General features: G+C 67.9%; 17 protein-coding genes. 14 read left to right on the top strand and 3 right to left on the bottom strand.

Annotated elements, in window-relative coordinates:
- From P2T65_RS18475 to P2T65_RS18410, 14 genes are all read left to right on the top strand, one after another.
- A complete protein-coding gene (locus P2T65_RS18475; RefSeq protein WP_276200456.1) occupies nucleotides 1-399 on the top strand; it encodes a hypothetical protein in 399 nt (132 codons plus the stop codon).
- 72 nt (nucleotides 400-471) lie between these two features.
- Entirely contained in the window at nucleotides 472-999 is a 528-nt protein-coding gene (locus tag P2T65_RS18470; protein WP_276200455.1) for a rod-binding protein, read from the top strand.
- The gene (locus P2T65_RS18465; RefSeq protein WP_276200454.1) at nucleotides 996-1,460 is read left to right on the top strand and encodes a hypothetical protein; all 465 of its coding nucleotides are present in this window, start codon (nucleotides 996-998) and stop codon (nucleotides 1,458-1,460) included. The genes P2T65_RS18470 and P2T65_RS18465 overlap by 4 nt, the downstream gene beginning before the upstream one ends.
- Nucleotides 1,457-1,909 (top strand): hypothetical protein, encoded by a 453-nt coding sequence (locus P2T65_RS18460; protein WP_071924192.1) that lies wholly within the window; start codon nucleotides 1,457-1,459, stop codon nucleotides 1,907-1,909. The genes P2T65_RS18465 and P2T65_RS18460 overlap by 4 nt, the downstream gene beginning before the upstream one ends.
- Before the next feature lie 99 nt (nucleotides 1,910-2,008).
- A complete protein-coding gene (locus P2T65_RS18455) occupies nucleotides 2,009-3,643 on the top strand; it encodes a HAMP domain-containing methyl-accepting chemotaxis protein (protein WP_245316230.1) in 1,635 nt (544 codons plus the stop codon).
- Nucleotides 3,644-3,786: 143 nt separating this feature from the next.
- Nucleotides 3,787-6,534 carry a chemotaxis protein CheW gene (locus P2T65_RS18450; RefSeq protein WP_276200453.1) on the top strand — a complete coding sequence of 916 codons (2,748 nt, stop codon included), beginning with the start codon at nucleotides 3,787-3,789 and terminating at the stop codon, nucleotides 6,532-6,534.
- Nucleotides 6,531-7,007, top strand: coding sequence for a chemotaxis protein CheW (locus P2T65_RS18445; protein WP_055457828.1), 477 nt, complete (start codon nucleotides 6,531-6,533; stop codon nucleotides 7,005-7,007). Before P2T65_RS18450 ends, P2T65_RS18445 begins: the two co-directional genes overlap by 4 nt.
- A gap of 38 nt (nucleotides 7,008-7,045) precedes the next feature.
- Nucleotides 7,046-7,450, top strand: coding sequence for a response regulator (locus tag P2T65_RS18440; protein ID WP_276200452.1), 405 nt, complete (start codon nucleotides 7,046-7,048; stop codon nucleotides 7,448-7,450).
- Complete coding sequence (locus P2T65_RS18435) at nucleotides 7,447-8,619, top strand: chemotaxis response regulator protein-glutamate methylesterase (RefSeq protein WP_055457826.1); 1,173 nt, start codon at nucleotides 7,447-7,449, stop codon at nucleotides 8,617-8,619. Before P2T65_RS18440 ends, P2T65_RS18435 begins: the two co-directional genes overlap by 4 nt.
- A complete protein-coding gene (locus P2T65_RS18430; RefSeq protein WP_245280459.1) occupies nucleotides 8,619-9,446 on the top strand; it encodes a protein-glutamate O-methyltransferase CheR in 828 nt (275 codons plus the stop codon). The genes P2T65_RS18435 and P2T65_RS18430 overlap by 1 nt, the downstream gene beginning before the upstream one ends.
- 94 nt (nucleotides 9,447-9,540) lie before the next feature.
- Complete coding sequence (locus P2T65_RS18425) at nucleotides 9,541-10,878, top strand: globin-coupled sensor protein (protein ID WP_055457824.1); 1,338 nt, start codon at nucleotides 9,541-9,543, stop codon at nucleotides 10,876-10,878.
- Nucleotides 10,879-11,099: 221 nt separating this feature from the next.
- Nucleotides 11,100-13,778 (top strand): heparinase II/III family protein, encoded by a 2,679-nt coding sequence (locus tag P2T65_RS18420; RefSeq protein WP_276200451.1) that lies wholly within the window; start codon nucleotides 11,100-11,102, stop codon nucleotides 13,776-13,778.
- Nucleotides 13,779-13,957: 179 nt separating this feature from the next.
- Nucleotides 13,958-14,485 (top strand): AprI/Inh family metalloprotease inhibitor, encoded by a 528-nt coding sequence (locus P2T65_RS18415; protein WP_276200450.1) that lies wholly within the window; start codon nucleotides 13,958-13,960, stop codon nucleotides 14,483-14,485.
- 327 nt (nucleotides 14,486-14,812) lie between these two features.
- Complete coding sequence (locus P2T65_RS18410) at nucleotides 14,813-16,519, top strand: cache domain-containing protein (protein WP_063187200.1); 1,707 nt, start codon at nucleotides 14,813-14,815, stop codon at nucleotides 16,517-16,519.
- A gap of 122 nt (nucleotides 16,520-16,641) precedes the next feature.
- Here P2T65_RS18410 and P2T65_RS18405 read toward each other — a convergent pair whose 3' ends face one another.
- From P2T65_RS18405 to nikC, 3 genes are read right to left on the bottom strand one after another with little or no spacing between them, the layout of a single operon-like run.
- A complete protein-coding gene (locus tag P2T65_RS18405) occupies nucleotides 16,642-17,391 on the bottom strand; it encodes an ABC transporter ATP-binding protein (RefSeq protein ID WP_276200449.1) in 750 nt (249 codons plus the stop codon).
- Nucleotides 17,388-18,221 (bottom strand): ABC transporter ATP-binding protein, encoded by an 834-nt coding sequence (locus P2T65_RS18400; protein ID WP_276200448.1) that lies wholly within the window; start codon nucleotides 18,219-18,221, stop codon nucleotides 17,388-17,390. Before P2T65_RS18400 ends, P2T65_RS18405 begins: the two co-directional genes overlap by 4 nt.
- Nucleotides 18,218-19,138, bottom strand: a complete 921-nt coding sequence (gene nikC, locus P2T65_RS18395) for a nickel transporter permease (RefSeq protein ID WP_276200447.1) — start codon at nucleotides 19,136-19,138, stop codon at nucleotides 18,218-18,220. The genes P2T65_RS18400 and nikC overlap by 4 nt, the downstream gene beginning before the upstream one ends.
- Between the last annotated feature and the right edge of the window lie 6 nt (nucleotides 19,139-19,144).

The following is a 19,144-nucleotide window of genomic DNA, read 5'->3' as shown; positions in this document are numbered from 1 at the left end:
ATGGACGCCCGCCGCAGACTGGACAAGATGCGCCGCCTCATCGACGTGCAGGAGCGATTGTGCCGCATGGCCGAGGCGCGGCTGGTCGAGATCGAGCGCCGCCAGGCCGAGCTCGCCCGGTCGCAGTCCGACATCCTGGCGAGCCTCAACGAGGGCGAGCCGCTGCACGGCCTGTTCGTGGAAACGATGGCCCGTCATCTCCACCGGCTCGCGGGCCACGCCGGGGAGCTGGAGGCGGCGCGGCAGACGCAGGCGCAGCAGGTGCTGCAGGAGGCGATGAAGCTCAAGCGCGTTGAGCGGCACGCAGCCAAGGTGGCGCGCTCTTCCCGCGAGGAGGAGGACAAGCGCAGCCTCGCGGAGATCCTCGACGCCCTGCAGGCACGCGCGACGCAAGCCTGACATAAGCCAGCGCGGGCAAATTACCCCACGGCGACAGACTCTATCCGCTCTGCGCCGTGAAAAGGGTAAGCCATGGCCATTCAGCCGCCGTCGGATATCGTGCTCGAGGTGACGCGCGCCGTCGAGCCGTCACGCTATCAGGCCGCGCTCCAGCGCCTCAAGAGCATGCCGGCGAGCGCCGCCGGCGTCGATTTCGCCGATACCTTCGACGCCGTCCGCCCGCCGGTGCTTGGCTCGACGCACGACGTGGAAGGGGCACTCACGGCGATGCGCAGTCGCGCCGCCTCGGTGCGCAGGAGCGACGGCGACCCTTATCGGAAATTCGAGGCGTTCGTTCTCCAGAATTTCATCGAGGCCATGCTGCCGGAGAACGGCGAGGTCGTCTTCGGCACCGGGACGGCCGGCAAGATCTGGAAGTCGATGCTTGCGGAGAAGATGGGCGAGCAGGTGGCGGTATCGGGCGGCATCGGCATAGCCGACATGCTGCGTACGGCCACCGAGCGGTCGCAGCAGGCCAAGCAGCAGTTTGCACACAACGACGGAAAGGGTGTCTCCAGTCCCTTTCCAGCTGCCGGAAAAGGTGAGGAGAACAGAGCATGACGTTCGATGATGGCAAGGGGTCCGATGCCGGAAGCATGGTCGGCGACGTCGGCGAACGCCGCGGCGAGGCCGGTATCCTTCCGCCTGGCAGTCCGCGGATTTCCGCTACGGGCACGGCGCTGTTGCGGGCTATGGACCGGCTTGAGTTCGTCGTCGACGTCGAGACTCGCGCACTCGAGACGCACCACGATATCGACCTCGACGAGACCAACCGTCGCAAGAGCCAGATCCTGCTCGAACTGAGCCGACTCATGAAGGTGGTCGACCAGGAGCCGATGGAGCGGCAGGTCATCGACCGCATGAGCGGAGTGCGCCAGAAGCTCGCTCGCAACCACGCGGTGCTCGAGCTCAACCTGCGCGCCATGAACGAGGTCGCCGAGATCGTTGCCGCCTCGATCCGCGCCGAGGATTCCGACGGCACCTACAATCCGGCCGGCCACCTCAAGGGTTCCGCTCGATGATGCGTCTGCTGCTGACCGGGTTCTGGGTGGCCGCCATCGCCTTGATGTCCAGCTACGCCACCGCCTATTGGGTCGCGGGCGGCAACCCGCTCGGCGCGCAGCAGACCTATCTCGAGGGCCTCGAATACAAGAAACTGGCGCCGATGACAGTGCCCGTCATCCTCGATGGCGAACTCCAGGGCTACATCGTCACACAGCTCATATTCACGGCGGACGCGGGCACATTGCGCGAGATGTCCGTCCCGCCAGACCCCTTCCTGATCGACGAAGCCTTCCGCCGCATCTATGCGGAAGACCGCATCGATTTCCGGAATCTCTCGCGTCAGAACCTGGCCGAACTGCTGCAAGTGATCAAGGATCGGACCAACGAAAGGATCGGTAGTCCGATCGTTCGTGACCTTCTCATAGAAGAAATCAACTACATCAAGAAAGACGAAATGAGGTCCTAAAACGGGATTTCTCATCAGTGATGCAATGAGTACGTTCCTTCCGGCGGGAAAGCGGGGCATATGAAGATCTCCGGCAAGATATACGCAATTGTCGCAATCATGGGTGGCGTGACGATCATGGTCGCGGCGATGGCAGTCCATGCGCTCCGGCAATACGACGAGCAAAGCACCCTGCTCAACCAGACGGCGCAGCGCGCCTATTACGCCGAGCACCTGAACCGCCTCATCACGGCCGTCGTCATGGATTCGCGCGGCGTCTACATGTCGGAGACGAGCGATTCGGCGGTCCAGTTTGCCGAAGGCATCCGCAGACATCTCGAGGAGATGGACAAGACGCTGGCGAACTGGCGCCCGCTCGTTCCCCCGGACCGGCTCGGCAGTTTCGATGAGATGGCGGCGCGCGCCGCGGAGTTCCGCACGTTCCGCCTCGAGACGGCGCGGCTCGGTGTCGACGTCTCGCCGTCGGCGGCGAGCGAGCAGGGCAACAACGAGACAAACCGCCGCAATCGCAAGGAATTCCAGGCATTGCTCGACCAGCAGGTCGTTGCCATCCTCGGTCAGCTCGATCAGATCCGCGGCGGCATGCGCGACTTCCAGTCGCGCATGATGGGCCTCGTCATTGGCACCGCAGCGATCGGCCTCCTGCTCGGTGCGGGCCTCGCCGCCTGGCTCGGTACATTTCTCCTCAGCCGACCGCTGCGCCGGGTCACGGGCGCGCTGCAGCAGATGGCCGGTGGCGACTACGATGTCGCCATCGAGACGCGCCGTTCGCGCGACGAGGTGGGGGCGATCTGGAGTGCCACGGAACATTTCCGCGCGGCGCTTCTCGAGGGCGAGCGGCTGAAGGCCGAGCAGGCGGAGGCCGATGCGCGTGCTGAGGAGCGCAAGCGCGCGATGCTGAACGGTCTTGCTGATGCCTTCGAGGCGCAGGTCATGGGCGTCGTACGGTCGGTCTCGGCGGCGGCGGCTCAGCTCGAGCAGAATGCGGCGGCGATGAACGCTGCGGCCGAGGAGACGAACCACAAGTCGCTCGCGGTCTCCTCGGCGTCGGACCAGGCGACCAACAACGTGCACACGGTTGCTTCGGCCGCCGAGCAGCTCTCCGCATCCATTCGCGAGATCGGCCACCAGGTCACGAATGCCGCTGCCATCGCCAGCGAGGGTGCGCAGCAGGCGGGCTCGACCGTATCGGTGGTGCGCGGCCTCGACGATAGTGCCCAGCGCATCGGCGAGGTCATCCGCCTCATCAACGACGTCGCGGCGCAGACGAACCTCCTTGCGCTCAACGCCACCATTGAGGCGGCTCGCGCGGGGGAGGCGGGGCGGGGTTTCGCGGTCGTCGCCATGGAGGTGAAGAACCTCGCGGCCCAGACGGCCAAGGCGACCGAGGAGATCTCGGCCCAGATCGGCGCGGTCCAGGGCGCGACCGGCGACGTCGTGCGGGCCATCGAGGGCATCTCCGAGACGATCGCGCGCATCGACGAGATTTCGGCAACGATCGCGTCCTCCGTCGAGGAACAGGGCGCGGCGACGGGTGAGATTGCCCGCAACGTCCAGCAGGCGGCGCATGGCACGCAGGAGGTCTCGGCGCATATCTCGGGTGTGACGCGTGCTGCGGCCGACACCGGGCGTGTTTCGTCGGAGATTGTCAGTGCAGCAAGCGAACTGACGGATCAGGCGGGGCGGTTGCGCGAGGAAGTGGAACGCTTCATCGCACGGGTACGGGCGGCCTGATCGGTATGGGTTGAGAGGCCGGAGCGATCGGGGCTCCGGTCGGGACGGAATGGAAAGGAGCGGATGCGCGGGCCGACCATGGCCGGCATTGCTCCGGCGCCGGGGCGGGCGGGCCGCACGGCGGGCTTTGGGGAGTTGGGCGCATGGACGATCTGCTTCGGGAGTTTCTGACCGAGACGAACGAGAACATCGATGTCGTTGATGTCGAGCTCGTGAAGTTCGAGCGGGACCCCAACAACGCTCAGGTTCTCGACAACATCTTTCGCCTCGTCCATACCATCAAGGGGACGTGCGGCTTCCTTGGCCTGCCACGTCTCGGCGCGCTGGCCCATGCCGCGGAAACGCTCATGGGCAAGTTCCGCGAGGGCGCGCCGGTGACGACGGAAGCGGTCGGGCTCATCCTGCGCACCATCGACCGCGTGAAGGAGCTGCTCGTCGAGCTTGAAAACAACGTCGGTCAGGAGCCGGCCGGCACCGACGACGACCTCATCGCCCCGCTCGAGGCACTGGCCTTCGGGCCGCCGGCTCCGCCGGAGCCTGCGCCAGCTCCCCAGCGCAAGGTCTCCGTCGGCACGCTGAGCGACCAGGTGCTGGAGCGCGAGCTGCTGCCTGGAGAGGATACGCTCGACGAGATCGAGCGCGCCTTCCGCGAGGCGGAGGCTGAAGTGCCGCGGCCGAAGCCCATCACGAAGCCCGCAGCCCAGCCTGCCGCCAAGGCTCCGCCCGAGGCCGAGACGAAGGTCGAGGCGAAGCCCGCTCCCAAGGCCGAGGCCAAGGCGCCCGTCGCCGAGGGCGACGAGCAGGGCGGCTCCGGCAAGGGCTCGGTCTCCTCGCAGTCGCTGCGGGTCAATGTCGACACGCTCGAAAAGCTGATGACAATGGTCTCGGAGTTGGTGCTGACGCGCAACCAGCTCATGGAGATCGCCCGCCGCCAGGGCGACACCGAGTTCAAGGTGCCGCTGCAGCGCCTGTCCAACGTCACGGCCGAGCTGCAGGAAGGCGTCATGAAGACGCGCATGCAGCCCATCGGCAACGCCTGGCAGAAGCTGCCGCGCATCGTGCGCGACCTCGCCCAGGAACTCGGCAAGCAGATCGACCTCGAGATGGTCGGCGCCGAGACCGAGCTCGACCGGCAGATCCTCGACCTGATCAAGGATCCGCTGACGCACATGGTGCGCAATTCGGCGGACCACGGCCTCGAGACGTCGGAAGGCCGCCGCGCCGCCGGCAAGCCGGAGCGGGGCAAGATCCGCCTCTCCGCCTATCACGAGGGCGGACACATCATCATCGAGATCGCGGACGACGGGCGCGGGCTCGACGTGGCGCGCATCCGCGCCAAGGCGCTGGAGAACGGCCTCGCCACCGAGGCCGAGCTCGAGAAGATGAACGAGGCCCAGATCCACAAGTTCATCTTCCACGCCGGCTTCTCGACTGCCGCCAAGATCACGAGCGTGTCGGGCCGCGGCGTAGGCATGGACGTGGTGCGCAACAACATCGAGATCATCGGCGGCACCATCGACGTGCGCTCCGTGCTCGGCCGCGGCACCACCTTCGTGATCAAGATCCCGCTGACCCTCGCCATCGTCTCGGCGCTCATCGTCGAGGCCGCTGGGGACCGCTTCGCCATTCCGCAGTTGGCGGTGATGGAGCTGGTGCGGGTGCACCACAAGTCGGGCCACCGCATCGAGCGCATCAAGAACACACCGGTGCTCCGGCTGCGCAACAAGCTGCTGCCGGTCGTCCCGCTCGCCGAACTGCTCGGCACCGCCGAACCGGAGAGCGGTGCCCCCGGCGTGGAACAGGGCGAGCAGGGCTTCATTGTCGTCATGCAGGTCGGCAACCAGACCTTCGGCATCGTGGTGGACGCGGTCTTCCACACCGAGGAGATCGTGGTGAAGCCCATGTCGACGCTGCTCAGGCACCTGTCGATGTTCTCGGGCAACACGATCCTCGGTGACGGCAGCGTCATCATGATCATCGATCCGAACGGCATCGCGCAGGCGGTGGCGCATTCGGCGACGCTCGGCTCGGGCGAGGCGGCCGGCATCGACGCCGAGCGCGCCTCTGGCAAGGGCAATGCGGTGGCGCTGCTGCTCTTCCGTGCCGGTGGGGCCGAGCCGAAGGCGGTGCCGCTGTCGCTCGTGACGCGCCTCGAGGAGTTGCCGGTCGAGAAGATCGAGCGCGCGACGGGGCGGCAGGTCGTGCAGTACCGCGGCTCGCTCATGCCGCTCGTGCCCGTCAACGAGCGCATCGAGCAGCGCGAGGGCGGCACGCAACCGGTGCTCGTGTTCTCGGATTCCGGCCGCTCCGTTGGCCTCATGGTCGACGAGATCATCGATATCGTCGAAGAACAGTTCGAGGTCACGCTCGCCTCGGATGTGCCCGGCATCCTCGGCTCGGGCGTGGTGCGCGGCCAGACGACCGAGATCATCGACATCGCCCATTACCTGCCGATGGGGTTCAAGGACTGGTTCCATCGCCGCGGCGCGATGCAGGGCGCGCCGGAGCGGCGCAGCCTGCTGCTCGTCGACGACAGCGCCTTCTTCCGCAACATGCTCGGGCCGGCCCTCAAGGCCGCCGGCTATGACGTGACGCTGAGCGACTCGGCGATCGCCGCCCTGCAGCTCTTCGAGCGTGGCGCCATGTTCGACGTTGTCGTCACCGACATCGAGATGCCGCACATGGACGGCTTCGAGTTCGCGGGCCGTCTGCGCCGCGATCCGCGAATGGAGGGTCTGCCGATCATCGCGCTGTCCGGTCTGTGCACGCCGGAGGCAATCGAGCGCGGCCGCTCCGTGGGCTTCTCCGATTACATCGCCAAGTTCGACAAGCCTGGCCTCCTCGAGGCGCTCAAGGAGTTCGCCGGGATCCAGCAGGAGGTGGCCGCATGACCAAGCCGACCGAGGCGGCGGGCAAGCCCGCCGACACCATCCAGTATGTGACCGTGCGTATCGCCGGGCAGCTCTTCGGCCTGCCCATCCTGTCCGTGCACGACGTGTTCATGCCCGAGCGCACGACGCGCGTGCCGCGGGCGCCGCGGGCCGTGGAGGGTGTGCTGAACCTGCGCGGGCGCATCGTGACGACGATCAACATGCGCCGGCTGCTCGACTTTCCCGATGCGACCGACACCCTGCAGCCGATGGCCGTCGGTATCGACTACAAGGGCGAGTCCTACGGGCTCATCATCGACACGGTCGGCGAGGTGCTGGCGCTCGACAGCTCCACGCGCGAGCCCAACCCCATGAATCTCGATCCGCGCTGGGCGCAGGTGGCCGACGGCATCCACCGGCTGGAGAGCGAACTGATGGTCATTCTCGACGTCGAGCGCGTCCTGTCCCTGCGGCAGGGGGCGATGGCGGCCTGAGCCGCATTGGTCGAAGCCGATGAGTATAGAGGCGGCTGATGAAAACGTGTCTGGTGGTCGACGATTCCCCCTTCATCCGGAAGGTGGCGCGCAAGATCCTCGAGGAATTGTCCTTCGAGGTGAGCGAGGCGGGCAACGGGCAGGAGGCGCTCGACCATTGCGTCGTCACGATGCCGGACGCCATCCTGCTCGACTGGAACATGCCGGTGGTCGATGGGCCGCAGTTCCTGGAGGCGGTGCGCGCCCTTGAGGATGGTACCAGGCCCAAGATCGTGTTCTGCACGACGGAGAACCATCCTGGCCATATCGCGCGGGCGCTCATCGCTGGGGCGGACGAGTACATCATGAAGCCCTTCGACCGGGAGATCCTGGCTTACAAGTTCCAAGAGGTCGGGCTCATCGATGCCGATGCCCTCGCTGACGCCGGAAAGCCGCTCGCATGACCAATGTCACGGGAGTTGCCGCGGCGGGTGATCAGATCCGGGTCATGATCGTCGACGATTCGGCCATCGTGCGCGGGCTCGTATCGCGTTGGCTGGAGGAAGAGCCGGATTTTGCGGTCGTCGCAACGCACCGGCACGGGCGCCTCGCGGCGCAGGACATGACGCAGTCGCAACCCGATGTGGTCATCCTCGACATCGAGATGCCTGAGATGGACGGGCTCACGGCCCTGCCGCTCCTCCTCAGGGCCAAGCCTGACACCGTCGTGCTCGTCGCCTCCACATTGTCGCAGCGGGGCGCGGAGACGAGCCTCAGGGCGCTCGCGCTCGGGGCCGCCGACTACGTGCCGAAGCCTGATCCGACGGGGCGGCTTGCTACCTCAGCAGACTTCCGCCGCGAACTCGTGGAGAAGGTGCGCCATCTCGGACAGCGGGTGCGCTCCGGCTCGGCGGCTGGCCTGCGCCTGCCGCTCGGGCCACCCGTCGCCAAGCCGGCTGCCCCGGCGCCGGCTCCTGCGACGTCGGCCTTCCAGCCTCGTCCGCAGCCGCTGCGGGCGACAGAGAAGCTCAGGCCTTATACCGGCATCCCCGCACGCGTCCTGTGCGTCGGCAGTTCCACCGGCGGGCCGCAAGCGCTCATGCAGTTCCTGCAGGGGGCAGGGCAGGCACTCGCGCGGTTGCCCGTCCTCATCGTCCAGCACATGCCGCCGACGTTCACGACCATCCTCGCCCAGCATCTCGGCCGCACCGCCAACCGTGAGGCGGCGGAAGGAGTCGACGGCGAGCCGCTGGCGGCGGGGCGCATCTATGTGGCGCCCGGCGGCCGGCACATGCTGGTCGAGAAAGTGGGCGAGAGGCCCGTCATCCGCCTGTCGGACGCGCCGCCCGTGCATTTCTGCCGGCCGGCTGTCGACCCGATGTTCGAGTCCGTCGCGCGGGTTTTTGGCTCGGCAGCGCTCGGGGTCATCCTGACCGGCATGGGCAGCGACGGTGCCCGGGGCGCGCTTGCCATCGCGGATGCGGGCGGCAATGTCATCGCGCAGAACGAGGCGACAAGCGTCGTGTGGGGCATGCCGGGCGCGGCGATTGCCGCCGGGGCTTGCGCAGGCGTGTTGCCAATTGAGGACATCGGCCCCAGGGTCAGCCAGCTGATCGTCGGAGGTAGAGCATGATTGCGGCCGGCGATTACGAATTCCTGCAGCAATTCCTCAAGCAGCGCTCGGGGCTCAACCTGTCGCAGGAGAAGCAGTATCTCATCGAGAGCCGGCTGGCGCCCGTGGCGCGCAAGGTGGGGCTCGCCGGCGTCGAGCAACTCGTGGCGCGTCTGCGCACCGCCCCATCGGGCGCGGTCGCCGATGCCGTCGTCGAGGCAATGACGACGAACGAATCATCCTTCTTCCGCGACAAGACACCGTTTGAGACCTTCGTGTCCTTTGTGGTGCCGAGCCTCATCGACCGGCGCGGCTCGCGGCGCATCCGCGTCTGGTGCGCGGCAGCATCGACGGGGCAGGAGCCCTATTCCCTAGCGATGACGCTGAAGGAAAATGCGCACCTCCTGCCGGGGGTCACGGTGGAGATCCTGGCGACGGACCTGGCCGGCCACGTGCTGGAGCGAGCCCGGGCGGGGCTCTATTCGGCCTTCGAAGTGCAACGCGGGCTGCCCATCCAGTACCTGCTCAAGTATTTCGAGCAGAAGGGCGACCAGTGGCAGATCCGGCCGGAGATCCGGGCGATGGTGCAGTTCCGGCAGTTCAATCTGCTGCAGTCCTTTGCTGGGCTCGGCACGTTCGACATCATCTTCTGCCGCAACGTGCTCATCTACTTCGACATTCCGACGAAAGCGGACGTGCTTTCGCGCATGGCGAAGGTGCTCGCACCCGACGGTTACCTGGTCCTCGGCGCCGCCGAGACGGTAATGGGCATCTCCGATGCCTTCCGGTCCGCTTCGGGGCGGCCCGGGCTTTATGTGGCCAACCGGCTGGCGGAGGCCACGGCATGATGGGTGCCGTCCGGCCGTCCCTCTCCCTTTTCCCGTTCCCGCCCACCGCCGCGAGGGGCAGCGCTGCGCGGGATGAGTTCGCATGGTAGGAATAATGTCCGAAACGGTTCTTTCCCTGAACGAGCGCTTGGCCTTCTACAAGATCGACGCTGCGGCGCGTGGCGAGCTTGAGACCGCGTGGAGCCTCATCGCGCCCCACATGCCGCGCATCATCAGCGACTTCTACCGGCATCTCGCCAAATTCCCGATGACGGCGCGGCTCGTCGACAAGCGGCAGGACCGGCTCGCCAAGCTGCAAGCCGAGCACTGGCGCCGGCTCTTCACCTCGGGCTTCGATGAAAGCTATCTCACGAGCGTGCGGGCCGTGGCCGTGGCCCATGTGCGCGTCGGCGTCGAGCCCGACTGGTACATCGGCGGCTACAGCGTCATCCTCGCCGAGCTGACGACCGTACTTGCGCAGGAGACGCGGCTGCGTTCGGGCCGGCTGGCGCGGCTCGCTAGCGCCGTCGGCAGCGCGGTGATGTTCGACATGGGCATCGCGGTCTCCGTCTATCACGAGACCTTGCTGACGGCAGGCGAGGAGCGCCGCACGCGGCTGACCGGCGAGATCGACATCTTCGATCGGACCTTTTCGCACAGCCTGTCGGCGCTCAATCAGGCGGCGCACGTCATGCGTGGCGCATCCGAGCAGCTTGGCGAGGCGACCGGCCGTACGAGCGAGCAGGCCGACAACATGACGATGACCGCCGAGGAGATGGCTGAGCGGGCGGCCCGCAGCGCGGCTGCGGCGGGCACGATGGCGAAGTCCATCGAGGCTGTCGAAAGCTACGCGCAGCGGGCTTACGAGATTGCCGGCAAGGCCGCGGAGCAGGCCAAGGCGGCCGATGCCGGCGTGCGGGGCCTTGCCGAGGTCACAGAGCGCATCGGCTCCATCGTCGAGCTCATCGGCGGCATCGCGCGGCAGACGAACCTGCTCGCCCTCAACGCCACCATCGAGGCGGCGCGCGCGGGCGAGGCAGGGCTCGGCTTTGCCGTCGTGGCGCGCGAGGTCAAGACGCTGTCGACGCAGACGGCGAAGGCCACCCAGGAGATTTCCGACCAGATCGCGGCGATCCAGCAGGCCACAAGGGCGACGGTCGGCGACCTCGACGGCATCGGCGCCGTCATTCGCGAGGTCGTGCAGTCGGCCGAGGCGATCGCCGCCGCGGTCGAAAACCAGGCTGCGGCGACCCATTCGATCCTGACCGCAGTCGAGGAAATGTCGCAGGATGCACAAGGCGTGGCGAGCGCCGTGGCGACCGTGCGGGCCGCCGCGCAGGACATCGGCGGTATCGTCAACACCGTGCAGACGCTCGCGTCCTCGCTCGACGAGCAGGCAGCGAACATGAACGGCGACGTGCGCCAGTTCTTCGACCGTGTGGCGGCGGCGTGAGCGGCGAAGACGAACAATCGGGAAAGAAGAAGGGAACGCAGCGCGTGCGGCCCGGTCTCGAGGCCCTGTTGCAGCCCGGTCTGGCGAAGGCGCCGGACCGGGTAAAGCCGTTTCAGCCGCCGCGCTTACCCGGCCCCGTCAAGAAGCGGGCGCAGCCGCCGAAGGCCGCGCCCGTTCCGCCCTCCGCAAGCCCCGCCCGCGCCCCCGGGGCAGCGGAGGCCATGGGCGGGCGCGAACTGTTGCCGGCGGCGGTCCGATACGGCGCAGATTCGGTCGCCCGCGGCGACGGCCAAGGACATGTTGTGGAGGCGCGCAACCGCCGGGCGCGCGTGCAGTTCTCCTTCGGTGGGGTGCCGGCGGACCGGTGGTGCGAATTGTCTTTCGCGCTCACCTGGGCTGATAACGAGAAGACCGGCGGCATACCGGATGCCATCCGCCTTGGCTTCGACTTCCAGACGGGCGACGGCGTCAGCCTCGACCTGCCCGCCGTCGCCGGGTTGATGCGGGGGCGGATCGACCCCTTCTCGATCGACGTCGCCGGACCTGCCGCGCCTGGCGACAAGTTCGCGCAGGTGCGGGTGGCCTTCCGCCTGCCGGCCGATGCCGAGCGCGTGGAACTGACGGTGCGCAGCTGGCGCAACACGGCGCCGTTTGAAATCGCGACGCCCCGCCTGCGACCGCTGCCGCAGCCCCCCGCAGAGGCTGCGGTGCTGCCGGCAAGCCAGCTTCTCGACAGCGAGCCGCAATGGGAGACCTGGGGTGTCGTGCCGGGCGGCGGCCTCACGGTGCGCGGCCAGTTGTTCTGCGCGGCGCCAGCACCCGACATGGCCTTTGCGCGCATCGTCTATCGCGACGCACAGGGCCGGGCGTTGCCGCGTCCCTATGCGGGCACGCTCGAGGCGGAGGGCGTCGGCGCCTTCATCATGTTGCCGACAGACCGGCGCGTGCGCCGCTTCACACTGCGTCTCGATCCGCCCGCGGGAGCCAGCACGGTCGACATCGGCTTCCAGGCGCGGGGCCGCTCGGATATCCGCCGCATCCTGCCTTACGAAGTTTCGCTCGACGACGGGCTCCCGGCCGCAACCGAGGACGACGGGCTCGTGCTGCTCGGCCGGCTTGCCGAGCTGTCCGCGGCGTCCGCGAGCGACTCCCGCGGGCTTCTTGCGGCCTTTGTCGACGAAACGGCGCTGTCCGCGGCGCCGTTCGTCCAGACCGACCTCGCCGGTTGGCTCGCCGGCGGGCTGGGCACGGTCGCAGACGGGCGCCTTCGCCTGGCCGGGCATGAAGACTGGCCGCTGCCGGAGATGCTCGATTGGCAGGAGGATCCGTTCGGTTGCGGCCTGTGGCGCGCCCGCTATCACGCGCTCGGCTGGCTCCTCTCTCTGCCGGAGGATGGCGAGCGCAAGAGCCTTGCCCGGGCGGTTGCGCTCGCGCTGTCGTGGCAGGCGGCCACTCCACGGGCCGACGTCGACGACGAGGATCGCTACGGCGCGCGAACGACGGCCATCCGGCTCGAGGTGCTGCTGCAACTCCTCGCACGGGCGCTTAAGGCCGGTCTGCCGGCGGGCAAGAGCGCCGGGCTGCTTGCCGAAATCGTGCGGCACGCCCGGTTTGTCGCCGAGGCGCTCGGCGACAATCTCATCGGTGAGGCGCGAGAGCGGCTGCATGCGGCCGCCGCGCTCGCCGTCGTCGCCGCGGCGCTGCCGCGCCTGCCGCTCGCCGGACCGTGGCGCTGCATGGCGCTCAATCACATTGACTGGTCGATGATTCAGCTCTTCGCCGAGCCGGCGATGCCGAGCGAAGGCTCCTCGCACCTGCATTTCGAGGCGCTTGCGGTTGGCCTCGCGCTGCAGGGAGTGCTTGCTGCCCTGCCGGACACGGAGGGTTTGCGCCGGCGCATGGCCCTGCCGCTTGGTCGGGCTATCGCGACGGCCGTGGCGCTAACGGATCCTGACGGCTGCCTCGCGCCCTTCGGGGAAACTGCGGGCGGGGCGGAACATCTGCCTATCCTCAGGGACCTCATCGCCCGCTGCGGGCGGGACGTGATGGCCGAACCGGCGGTGGCAGAGATGCTGGCCGCCCGTGCCTCGGCGCCACGTGTGCTCGACCGGCAGGCGGGGCTCGTTACGGCGCGTCACAGGAACGGGCACGATTGGGCCTATTTCGCCGCCCGCTTCGGTGCGAGCGACGCCAAGGGTCACGAGGACTGCGGGTCCTTCGTTTATGCAGCCAAAGGCATCCGCTGGATCAGCGATCCGGGCGGCATTGACGTCAGGGGTGACGGCGCGCCGGGCAGCTACTTCCGCTCGGCGGCAGCCCACAACATCCTGCGGCCGCTCGGTGCGGCGGGCGTCTCCGGCTGTGGCTGGCTAGCGGCCGAGGTCGCCCTCGAGGGGGCGAGTGCCTTCCTCGTCGACAGCAACGTCCACGGGACGTTCCATTATCACCGGCGACTCTTCCTGCTGCTCGACGATCTGTCGGGAATTGCCGTGTTCGACCGACTGACGGGTATCGAGCCCGGGATCGATATCGCCGCCGAGGGCTTCCTCCATCTCGGGCCGGGTGTTGCCGGGGTGCTCGTGGCGGCCAATGTCGGCCTTGCCCTTGCCGGCAATAGCCGGCTGCAGATCGTTCTGCAGGCCCGTAAGGGCGCGCTGAACGGGGTGTCCTTCATCTGCGGACAGGAGGCCGGGCCGGGCGGCGAGCAGGGCTTCCTGTCGGGCGCCTGCGGAGAAAAAGAGCCGGCAAATGTTCTTCGCTATTCGGTGTCGGGGAAGAGTGAAGTCACCGCCGGCGTGCTGATCGCCACGGGCGATGCCGCCCGCCGCCGGCTTGCCGAATGCCTCGGCGACCCCCGCCTGACGATGCAACTCGAGATGCCTTTTGGGGCCATGGCATGAAAGTGACGCGCGAACTCACGTCCTCGATCGGGGAAGACGGCCGGGATCATGCCCGGCCGCTCTTGCAGCTGCTGTGCCGCAGGACGTGGCCGCTCCTCAGCCTCATCGTCCTTGCGGGATGCAATGCGGGCGACTTCAACAGCTGCGAGCGGTATTACACCAGTCCTTGGAACCCTCCGATGCGGTGCTATCGGCCCCTGCCGCCCTCGCTCGAGGTGGAAGCGGTCGTCGTGGCGCCTGCCGCCGCTGCGCGTCCGCGTGGCAGGATCGTGCGCGAGGAGCCGATGCCGTCCGTTCCGGTACAGCCCCCGCCGGCGAAGCCGACGGTGCCCCCTGCGCCGACGGGCCAGACGGCTGCCGGCCCGCTGCCGGCGCCGAAGGTGGTCAAGGGCTACACCCCACCACAGGCGAGCCATGCAAAGCCCGTACCGCAGCGGTCCCAGGTCTCTGGCCGATGGCGCATGACGGAGGCGGGCGGGAAGGCTTGTGAACTGGTGCTCACCAATGCAGGCCTTCTCGACCAGTACCGCGCCTCGACGAACGGCTGCGCAAGCGAGGCACTGCGCAGCATCAACGGCTGGGATCTGAAGGGGGGCGAGGTGGTGCTCTATGCGCGCGGCGCGATGATCGCCCGCCTTGCCGAGGATCACGGCGGTTATCGCGGCGTCGTGCTCAGCTCAGGGGCGGGCCTTGCACTGGCGCGCTGAGGTTGTCCTCCAGCTTCGCGCAAGGCTGGCAGCCTAAGCTGACCATGGTGTTGGTGGGAGAATTGCGTTCTTCGGTCCTGCGCGGGTCTCCGCGGCCGGTCTGACCGGAGAAGCGCCGGCGGCTCATTCGCTCAGCGAACACCGCCGAGTTGCGTCTATTCCGAAATGCGATCGAGAAGGCTCTCCGGCCGACGGAGTGCCCCATCGGCGAGGCAACGCCGGCCACCGGCAAGGGTGGGCGGCACCAAACGAAGGGCGACCGGCTGGCAAGAGCCGGTCTGCGAATGCGGGGTGGCTGGCATGGAAACTGCCAAGGTTCGAAACGGATTGGGTCGCTTTCTGGGAAAGATCGGCCTCAGGACGATCGGCGCGCGGCTGGCGGCGGTCGTCGCACTCTTTGCGGTGAGCACGGCTGCGATCGTGGCCATCCTTGCATCCATGCAGGCCACCTCGATCCGCGATGCCCGCGTGGACATGCTGCAGTCAGTGACGGGTGTCGTCATCAAAGCCATCGACCAGCAGTTCCAGGAAACGGCGAAGGGCCTCATCGGCGAGGGCTGGGCGCAGCAGCGCGCTCGCGCTGTGGTCCGTGCCATGCGCTACAACGGCGAAGAATATTTCTTCATCATCGACGACGAGGGCAATTCCATCGTCAACGGCGGCCAGCCAGCGATGGAGGGCAAGAATATCCTGGACGCAAAGGACGCCAACGGCGTGGCTTACGTCAAGGAAATGATTGCCATCAGCAAGGACAAGGGATCCGGCTACGTCGCCTACGACTATCCGCGGGCAGGTGGGGACATGTCGCAGGCAGTGCCCAAGCTCGCCTATGTCGAGCGCTTCGGTCCCTGGGGCTGGACCGTCGGCACCGGCGTCTATACCGACGACGTGACGGCGCGTATCCAGCACGCCGCGCTCGTGGCGGCTGCGGTCGGCTTCGCCTTCTTTCTCGTCATCGGCGGCTTCGCCTTCGTCTTCGCCCGTAACCTCACACGGCGCATGCGCAACCTGCGCGACGTTATGCTGCGCCTGGCCGATGGCGACAGCAACGTCGTGGTGCCACCGGTTGTCGGCCGCGACGAGATCGACGAGATGACGGGCGCGGTCGAGGTCTTCCGCGAGAATGCCATCGAGCGCGAGCGGCTCGCCGCCGAACAGGAGGCCGAACAACTCGCCAAGGAAGAGCGGGCGCGCAATATCGAGGCGCTGGTCAGCCAGTTCGAAGCCGAAGCGATGGGCGTTGCGCGCGCTGTCGCCGCCGCAGCTTCGCAACTGCAGCAGAATGCGGGCGCCATGAACTCCGCAGCCGAAGAGACCAGTCGCCAGTCGACGACGGTTGCCGCGGCCGCGGAACAGGCGACGAGCAATGTCAACACAGTCGCCTCGGCCGCCGAGCAGCTCACGGCCTCCATCCGCGAGATCGGCCAGCAGGTCACGACGGCCGCCCGTGTCGCAAGTGCCGCCAACGGCCAGACGAAGTCGGCAGCGGACGTGGTGCGCGGCCTCGCCTCCAGTGCCCAGCGCATCGGCGAGGTGGTGAGCCTGATCACCGATATCGCCTCGCAGACCAGCCTGCTCGCCCTCAACGCCACCATCGAGGCGGCGCGGGCGGGCGAAGCGGGCCGCGGCTTCGCCGTCGTTGCCACCGAGGTCAAGAATCTCGCCGAGCAGACGGCCAAGGCCACCGACGACATCTCGGCCCAGATCGCAGCGGTGCAGAACGCGACCAACGACGTGGTGGCGGCTATCGACAGCATTACCGAGACCATCCGTCAGATCGACGAGGTGTCGACGACGATCGCCTCGGCGGTGGACCAGCAGGGCGCGACGACCAACGAGATCGCCCGCAACGTCTCGCAGGCTGCCCAGGGGACGCAGGAAGTGTCGTCGAACATCACTGGCGTCAGCCGTGCGGCGGCCGAAACGGGTGTCGTCTCCAGTCAGATCGTCGAGGCGGCCAACGACCTCGTGCGTCAGTCCGACGCCCTGCGCCAGCAGGTCGACGGCTTCATCCGACAGGTGAAGGCAGCCTGACCAAGGCGACCTAAGCCATCCCTGCGAGGGTTCAACGAACATCCGCCGCGCGACGGGCGCGGCGGATTTTCTTGTTTGCAAGGGAGCGAGCGGGGCACGGAGCAGTGGCTGCCGGTCCAGCCTTAAGCCTCGCGCCGGAAGCCCTCGCTCGCCACCATCAGCTCGCGCGTATAGGGCGTCTCGATGCGCCGGGCGGCGAGGTCGGCGGAGGTCAGGAGCTCCACCGGCCTGCCGTGCTGCATCACCAGCAGGCGCTCGCACATGTGCGTGACGACGGCGAGGTCGTGGCTGACGAGGACATAGGTGAGCCCGCGCTCGCGGCGGATCTCCTCGAGGAGATTGAGCACCTCGGCCTGCACCGAGGCGTCGAGGGCCGAGGTCGGCTCGTCGAGCAGCAGGATCGTCGGCTCGAGGATGAGCGCGCGGGCGATGGCGACGCGCTGGCGCTGGCCGCCCGACAGCTGGTGCGGATAGCGGAAGCGGAAGCCCTTGCCGAGACCCACCTCGTCGAGCGCCTTCAGGATGCGCCGCTCGGAATCGCCGATGCCGTGCACGGCGAGCGGCTCGGCGAGCGCCCGGTCGATGGTGTGGCGCGGATGCAGCGAGCCGTAGGGGTCCTGGAAGACCATCTGCACCCGGCGGTAGAAGGCCTTGCTGCGCGCATGGCCGATCGTCTCGCCGCTGACGGAGATGGCGCCCTCGGTGACCGGTGCAAGGCCGGCGACGGCGCGGAGGACGGTGGATTTTCCCGAACCGGATTCCCCGACGAGGCCAAAGGATTCGCCCTCGGCGACCGAAAAGCCCACGCCGTCCACGGCGCGAAAATCGTCGAACTCGACCGCTAGGCCCTTGATCGCGAGCGCCTCCGTCATGCCGCCCACTCCGGCTTGCGGTCGAGCACCGGCAGGGGATGGCGGCTCTGCCCGAGCTTCGGCAGGCAGTTCAGCAGGCCCTGGGTATAGGGATGCTGCGACTGGTGCAGCCTGTCGGCGGCGATCTCCTCCACCACGCGGCCGGCATACATGACGAGCACACGGTCGCAGAAGGAGGAGACGAGCCTGAGGTCATGCGAGACGAAGATGAGGCCCATGCCGCGCTCGGCGACGAGCCTGTCGAGGATGGAGAGCACCTGGAGCTGCACGGTCACGTCGAGGGCCGAGGTCGGCTCGTCGGCGATGAGCATGTCCGGCTCGGCGACGAGCATCATGGCGATCATGGCGCGCTGGCCCATGCCGCCCGAGACCTCGTGCGGATAGAGGTTGAAGACGCGCTCGGGATCGCGGATCTGCACCGCCTCCAGCATGGCGAGCGTGCGCCGGCGCGCCTCGGCGCCCGAGCCGCGGCCGTGGGCGGCGAGGGTTTCCATGATCTGCTCGCCGATGCGCATCACCGGGTTGAGCGAGAACTTGGGATCCTGCAGCACCATGGCGATGCGCTTGCCACGCAGCGTCCGGCGCTCCTTCTCGCTCGCGGCGAGCAGGTCGGTGCCGTCGAAGACGAGGCGGCCGGCGGTGACGGTCGCATGCGGCGGGGTGAGGCCGAGGATGGCACGGCCGGTCTGCGACTTGCCCGAACCCGATTCGCCGACGATGCCGAGCCGCTCGCGCCCGAGGGTGAAGGAGACGCCGCGCACGGCCTCCACCACGCCCGAACGCGTGGGAAAGCTGACGCGCAGGTTTTCGACGTCGAGGAGCGCGCTCATTGGCCGGCCGCCTTCGGGTCGAGCGCGTCGCGCAGGCCGTCGCCCAGGAGGTTGAAGCCGAGGCTGACGATGAAGATGGCCAGGCCGGGCGCTGCGGCGACCCACCACTGGTCGAGCACGAAGCGCCGGCCCGAGGCGATCATGGCGCCCCATTCGGGCGAGGGCGGCTGGGCGCCGAGGCCGAGGAAACCGAGGCCGGCCGCCGTCAGGATGATGCCGGCCATGTCGAGCGTCACGCGCACAATCACGGACGATACGCACAGCGGCATAATGTGACGGGCAATGATGCGCGCGGGCGAGGCCCCCATCAGCCGCACCGCATTGATGTAGTCCGCATGGCGCAGCGTCAGCGTCTCGGCGCGGGCGATGCGGGCATAGGGCGGCCACGAGGTGATGGCGATGGCGATCACGGCATTGACGATTCCGGGCCCCAGCGCCGCGACGAAGGCGAGCGCCAGCACGAGGCGTGGGAAGGCGAGAAAGATGTCGGTGATGCGCATCAGCACGGCATCGACCCAGCCGCCCGCATAGCCCGCGATGGTGCCGATGAGGAGGCCGACCGGCGCGGCTATGACCGCAACCAGGATGACGACGAAGAGGGTGATGCGCGAGCCGTGCACCACGCGGGCGAAGATGTCGCGCCCCTGGTCGTCGGTGCCGAACCAGTGCATAGCGCTCGGCGGCAGCAGGCGGGCGGTGCGCAGGTCACCGTCGGTCACGGCCGAATAGGGCGCGATCATGTCGGCGAAGACGGCGACGAGGAGGAGGGCCAGGATGATGAAGAGGCCCGCCATGGCGAGCCGGTTGTCGGCAAAGCGAGACCAGGCGGCATAGGCACGGCCGAGGCGGGCCTGTCGGCGCGAGGCCGGTCGCTCGCTCGTCAGCCATGCGCGCCAGGTTTGAGCATCGTTGGTCATCTTGCG

This window comes from Chelatococcus sp. XZ-Ab1, assembly GCF_029309855.1.
GTDB classification, from domain to species: Bacteria; Pseudomonadota; Alphaproteobacteria; order Rhizobiales; family Beijerinckiaceae; genus Chelatococcus_A; species Chelatococcus_A sambhunathii.
This window is presented reverse-complemented; position numbering and strand designations above follow the sequence as displayed.

What these genes read in the sequence shown, in the direction of transcription:
- P2T65_RS18475 (WP_276200456.1), top strand. Translation starts at nt 1, where the DNA reads ATGGACGCCCGCCGCAGACTGGACAAGATGCGCCGCCTCATCGACGTG.
- P2T65_RS18470 (WP_276200455.1), top strand. Translation starts at nt 472, where the DNA reads ATGGCCATTCAGCCGCCGTCGGATATCGTGCTCGAGGTGACGCGCGCC.
- P2T65_RS18465 (WP_276200454.1), top strand. Translation starts at nt 996, where the DNA reads ATGACGTTCGATGATGGCAAGGGGTCCGATGCCGGAAGCATGGTCGGC.
- P2T65_RS18460 (WP_071924192.1), top strand. Translation starts at nt 1,457, where the DNA reads ATGATGCGTCTGCTGCTGACCGGGTTCTGGGTGGCCGCCATCGCCTTG.
- P2T65_RS18455 (WP_245316230.1), top strand. Translation starts at nt 2,009, where the DNA reads ATGGGTGGCGTGACGATCATGGTCGCGGCGATGGCAGTCCATGCGCTC.
- P2T65_RS18450 (WP_276200453.1), top strand. Translation starts at nt 3,787, where the DNA reads ATGGACGATCTGCTTCGGGAGTTTCTGACCGAGACGAACGAGAACATC.
- P2T65_RS18445 (WP_055457828.1), top strand. Translation starts at nt 6,531, where the DNA reads ATGACCAAGCCGACCGAGGCGGCGGGCAAGCCCGCCGACACCATCCAG.
- P2T65_RS18440 (WP_276200452.1), top strand. Translation starts at nt 7,046, where the DNA reads ATGAAAACGTGTCTGGTGGTCGACGATTCCCCCTTCATCCGGAAGGTG.
- P2T65_RS18435 (WP_055457826.1), top strand. Translation starts at nt 7,447, where the DNA reads ATGACCAATGTCACGGGAGTTGCCGCGGCGGGTGATCAGATCCGGGTC.
- P2T65_RS18425 (WP_055457824.1), top strand. Translation starts at nt 9,541, where the DNA reads ATGTCCGAAACGGTTCTTTCCCTGAACGAGCGCTTGGCCTTCTACAAG.
- P2T65_RS18420 (WP_276200451.1), top strand. Translation starts at nt 11,100, where the DNA reads ATGGGCGGGCGCGAACTGTTGCCGGCGGCGGTCCGATACGGCGCAGAT.
- P2T65_RS18415 (WP_276200450.1), top strand. Translation starts at nt 13,958, where the DNA reads ATGCGGTGCTATCGGCCCCTGCCGCCCTCGCTCGAGGTGGAAGCGGTC.
- P2T65_RS18405 (WP_276200449.1), bottom strand. Translation starts at nt 17,391, where the DNA reads ATGACGGAGGCGCTCGCGATCAAGGGCCTAGCGGTCGAGTTCGACGAT.
- P2T65_RS18400 (WP_276200448.1), bottom strand. Translation starts at nt 18,221, where the DNA reads ATGAGCGCGCTCCTCGACGTCGAAAACCTGCGCGTCAGCTTTCCCACG.
- nikC (WP_276200447.1), bottom strand. Translation starts at nt 19,138, where the DNA reads ATGACCAACGATGCTCAAACCTGGCGCGCATGGCTGACGAGCGAGCGA.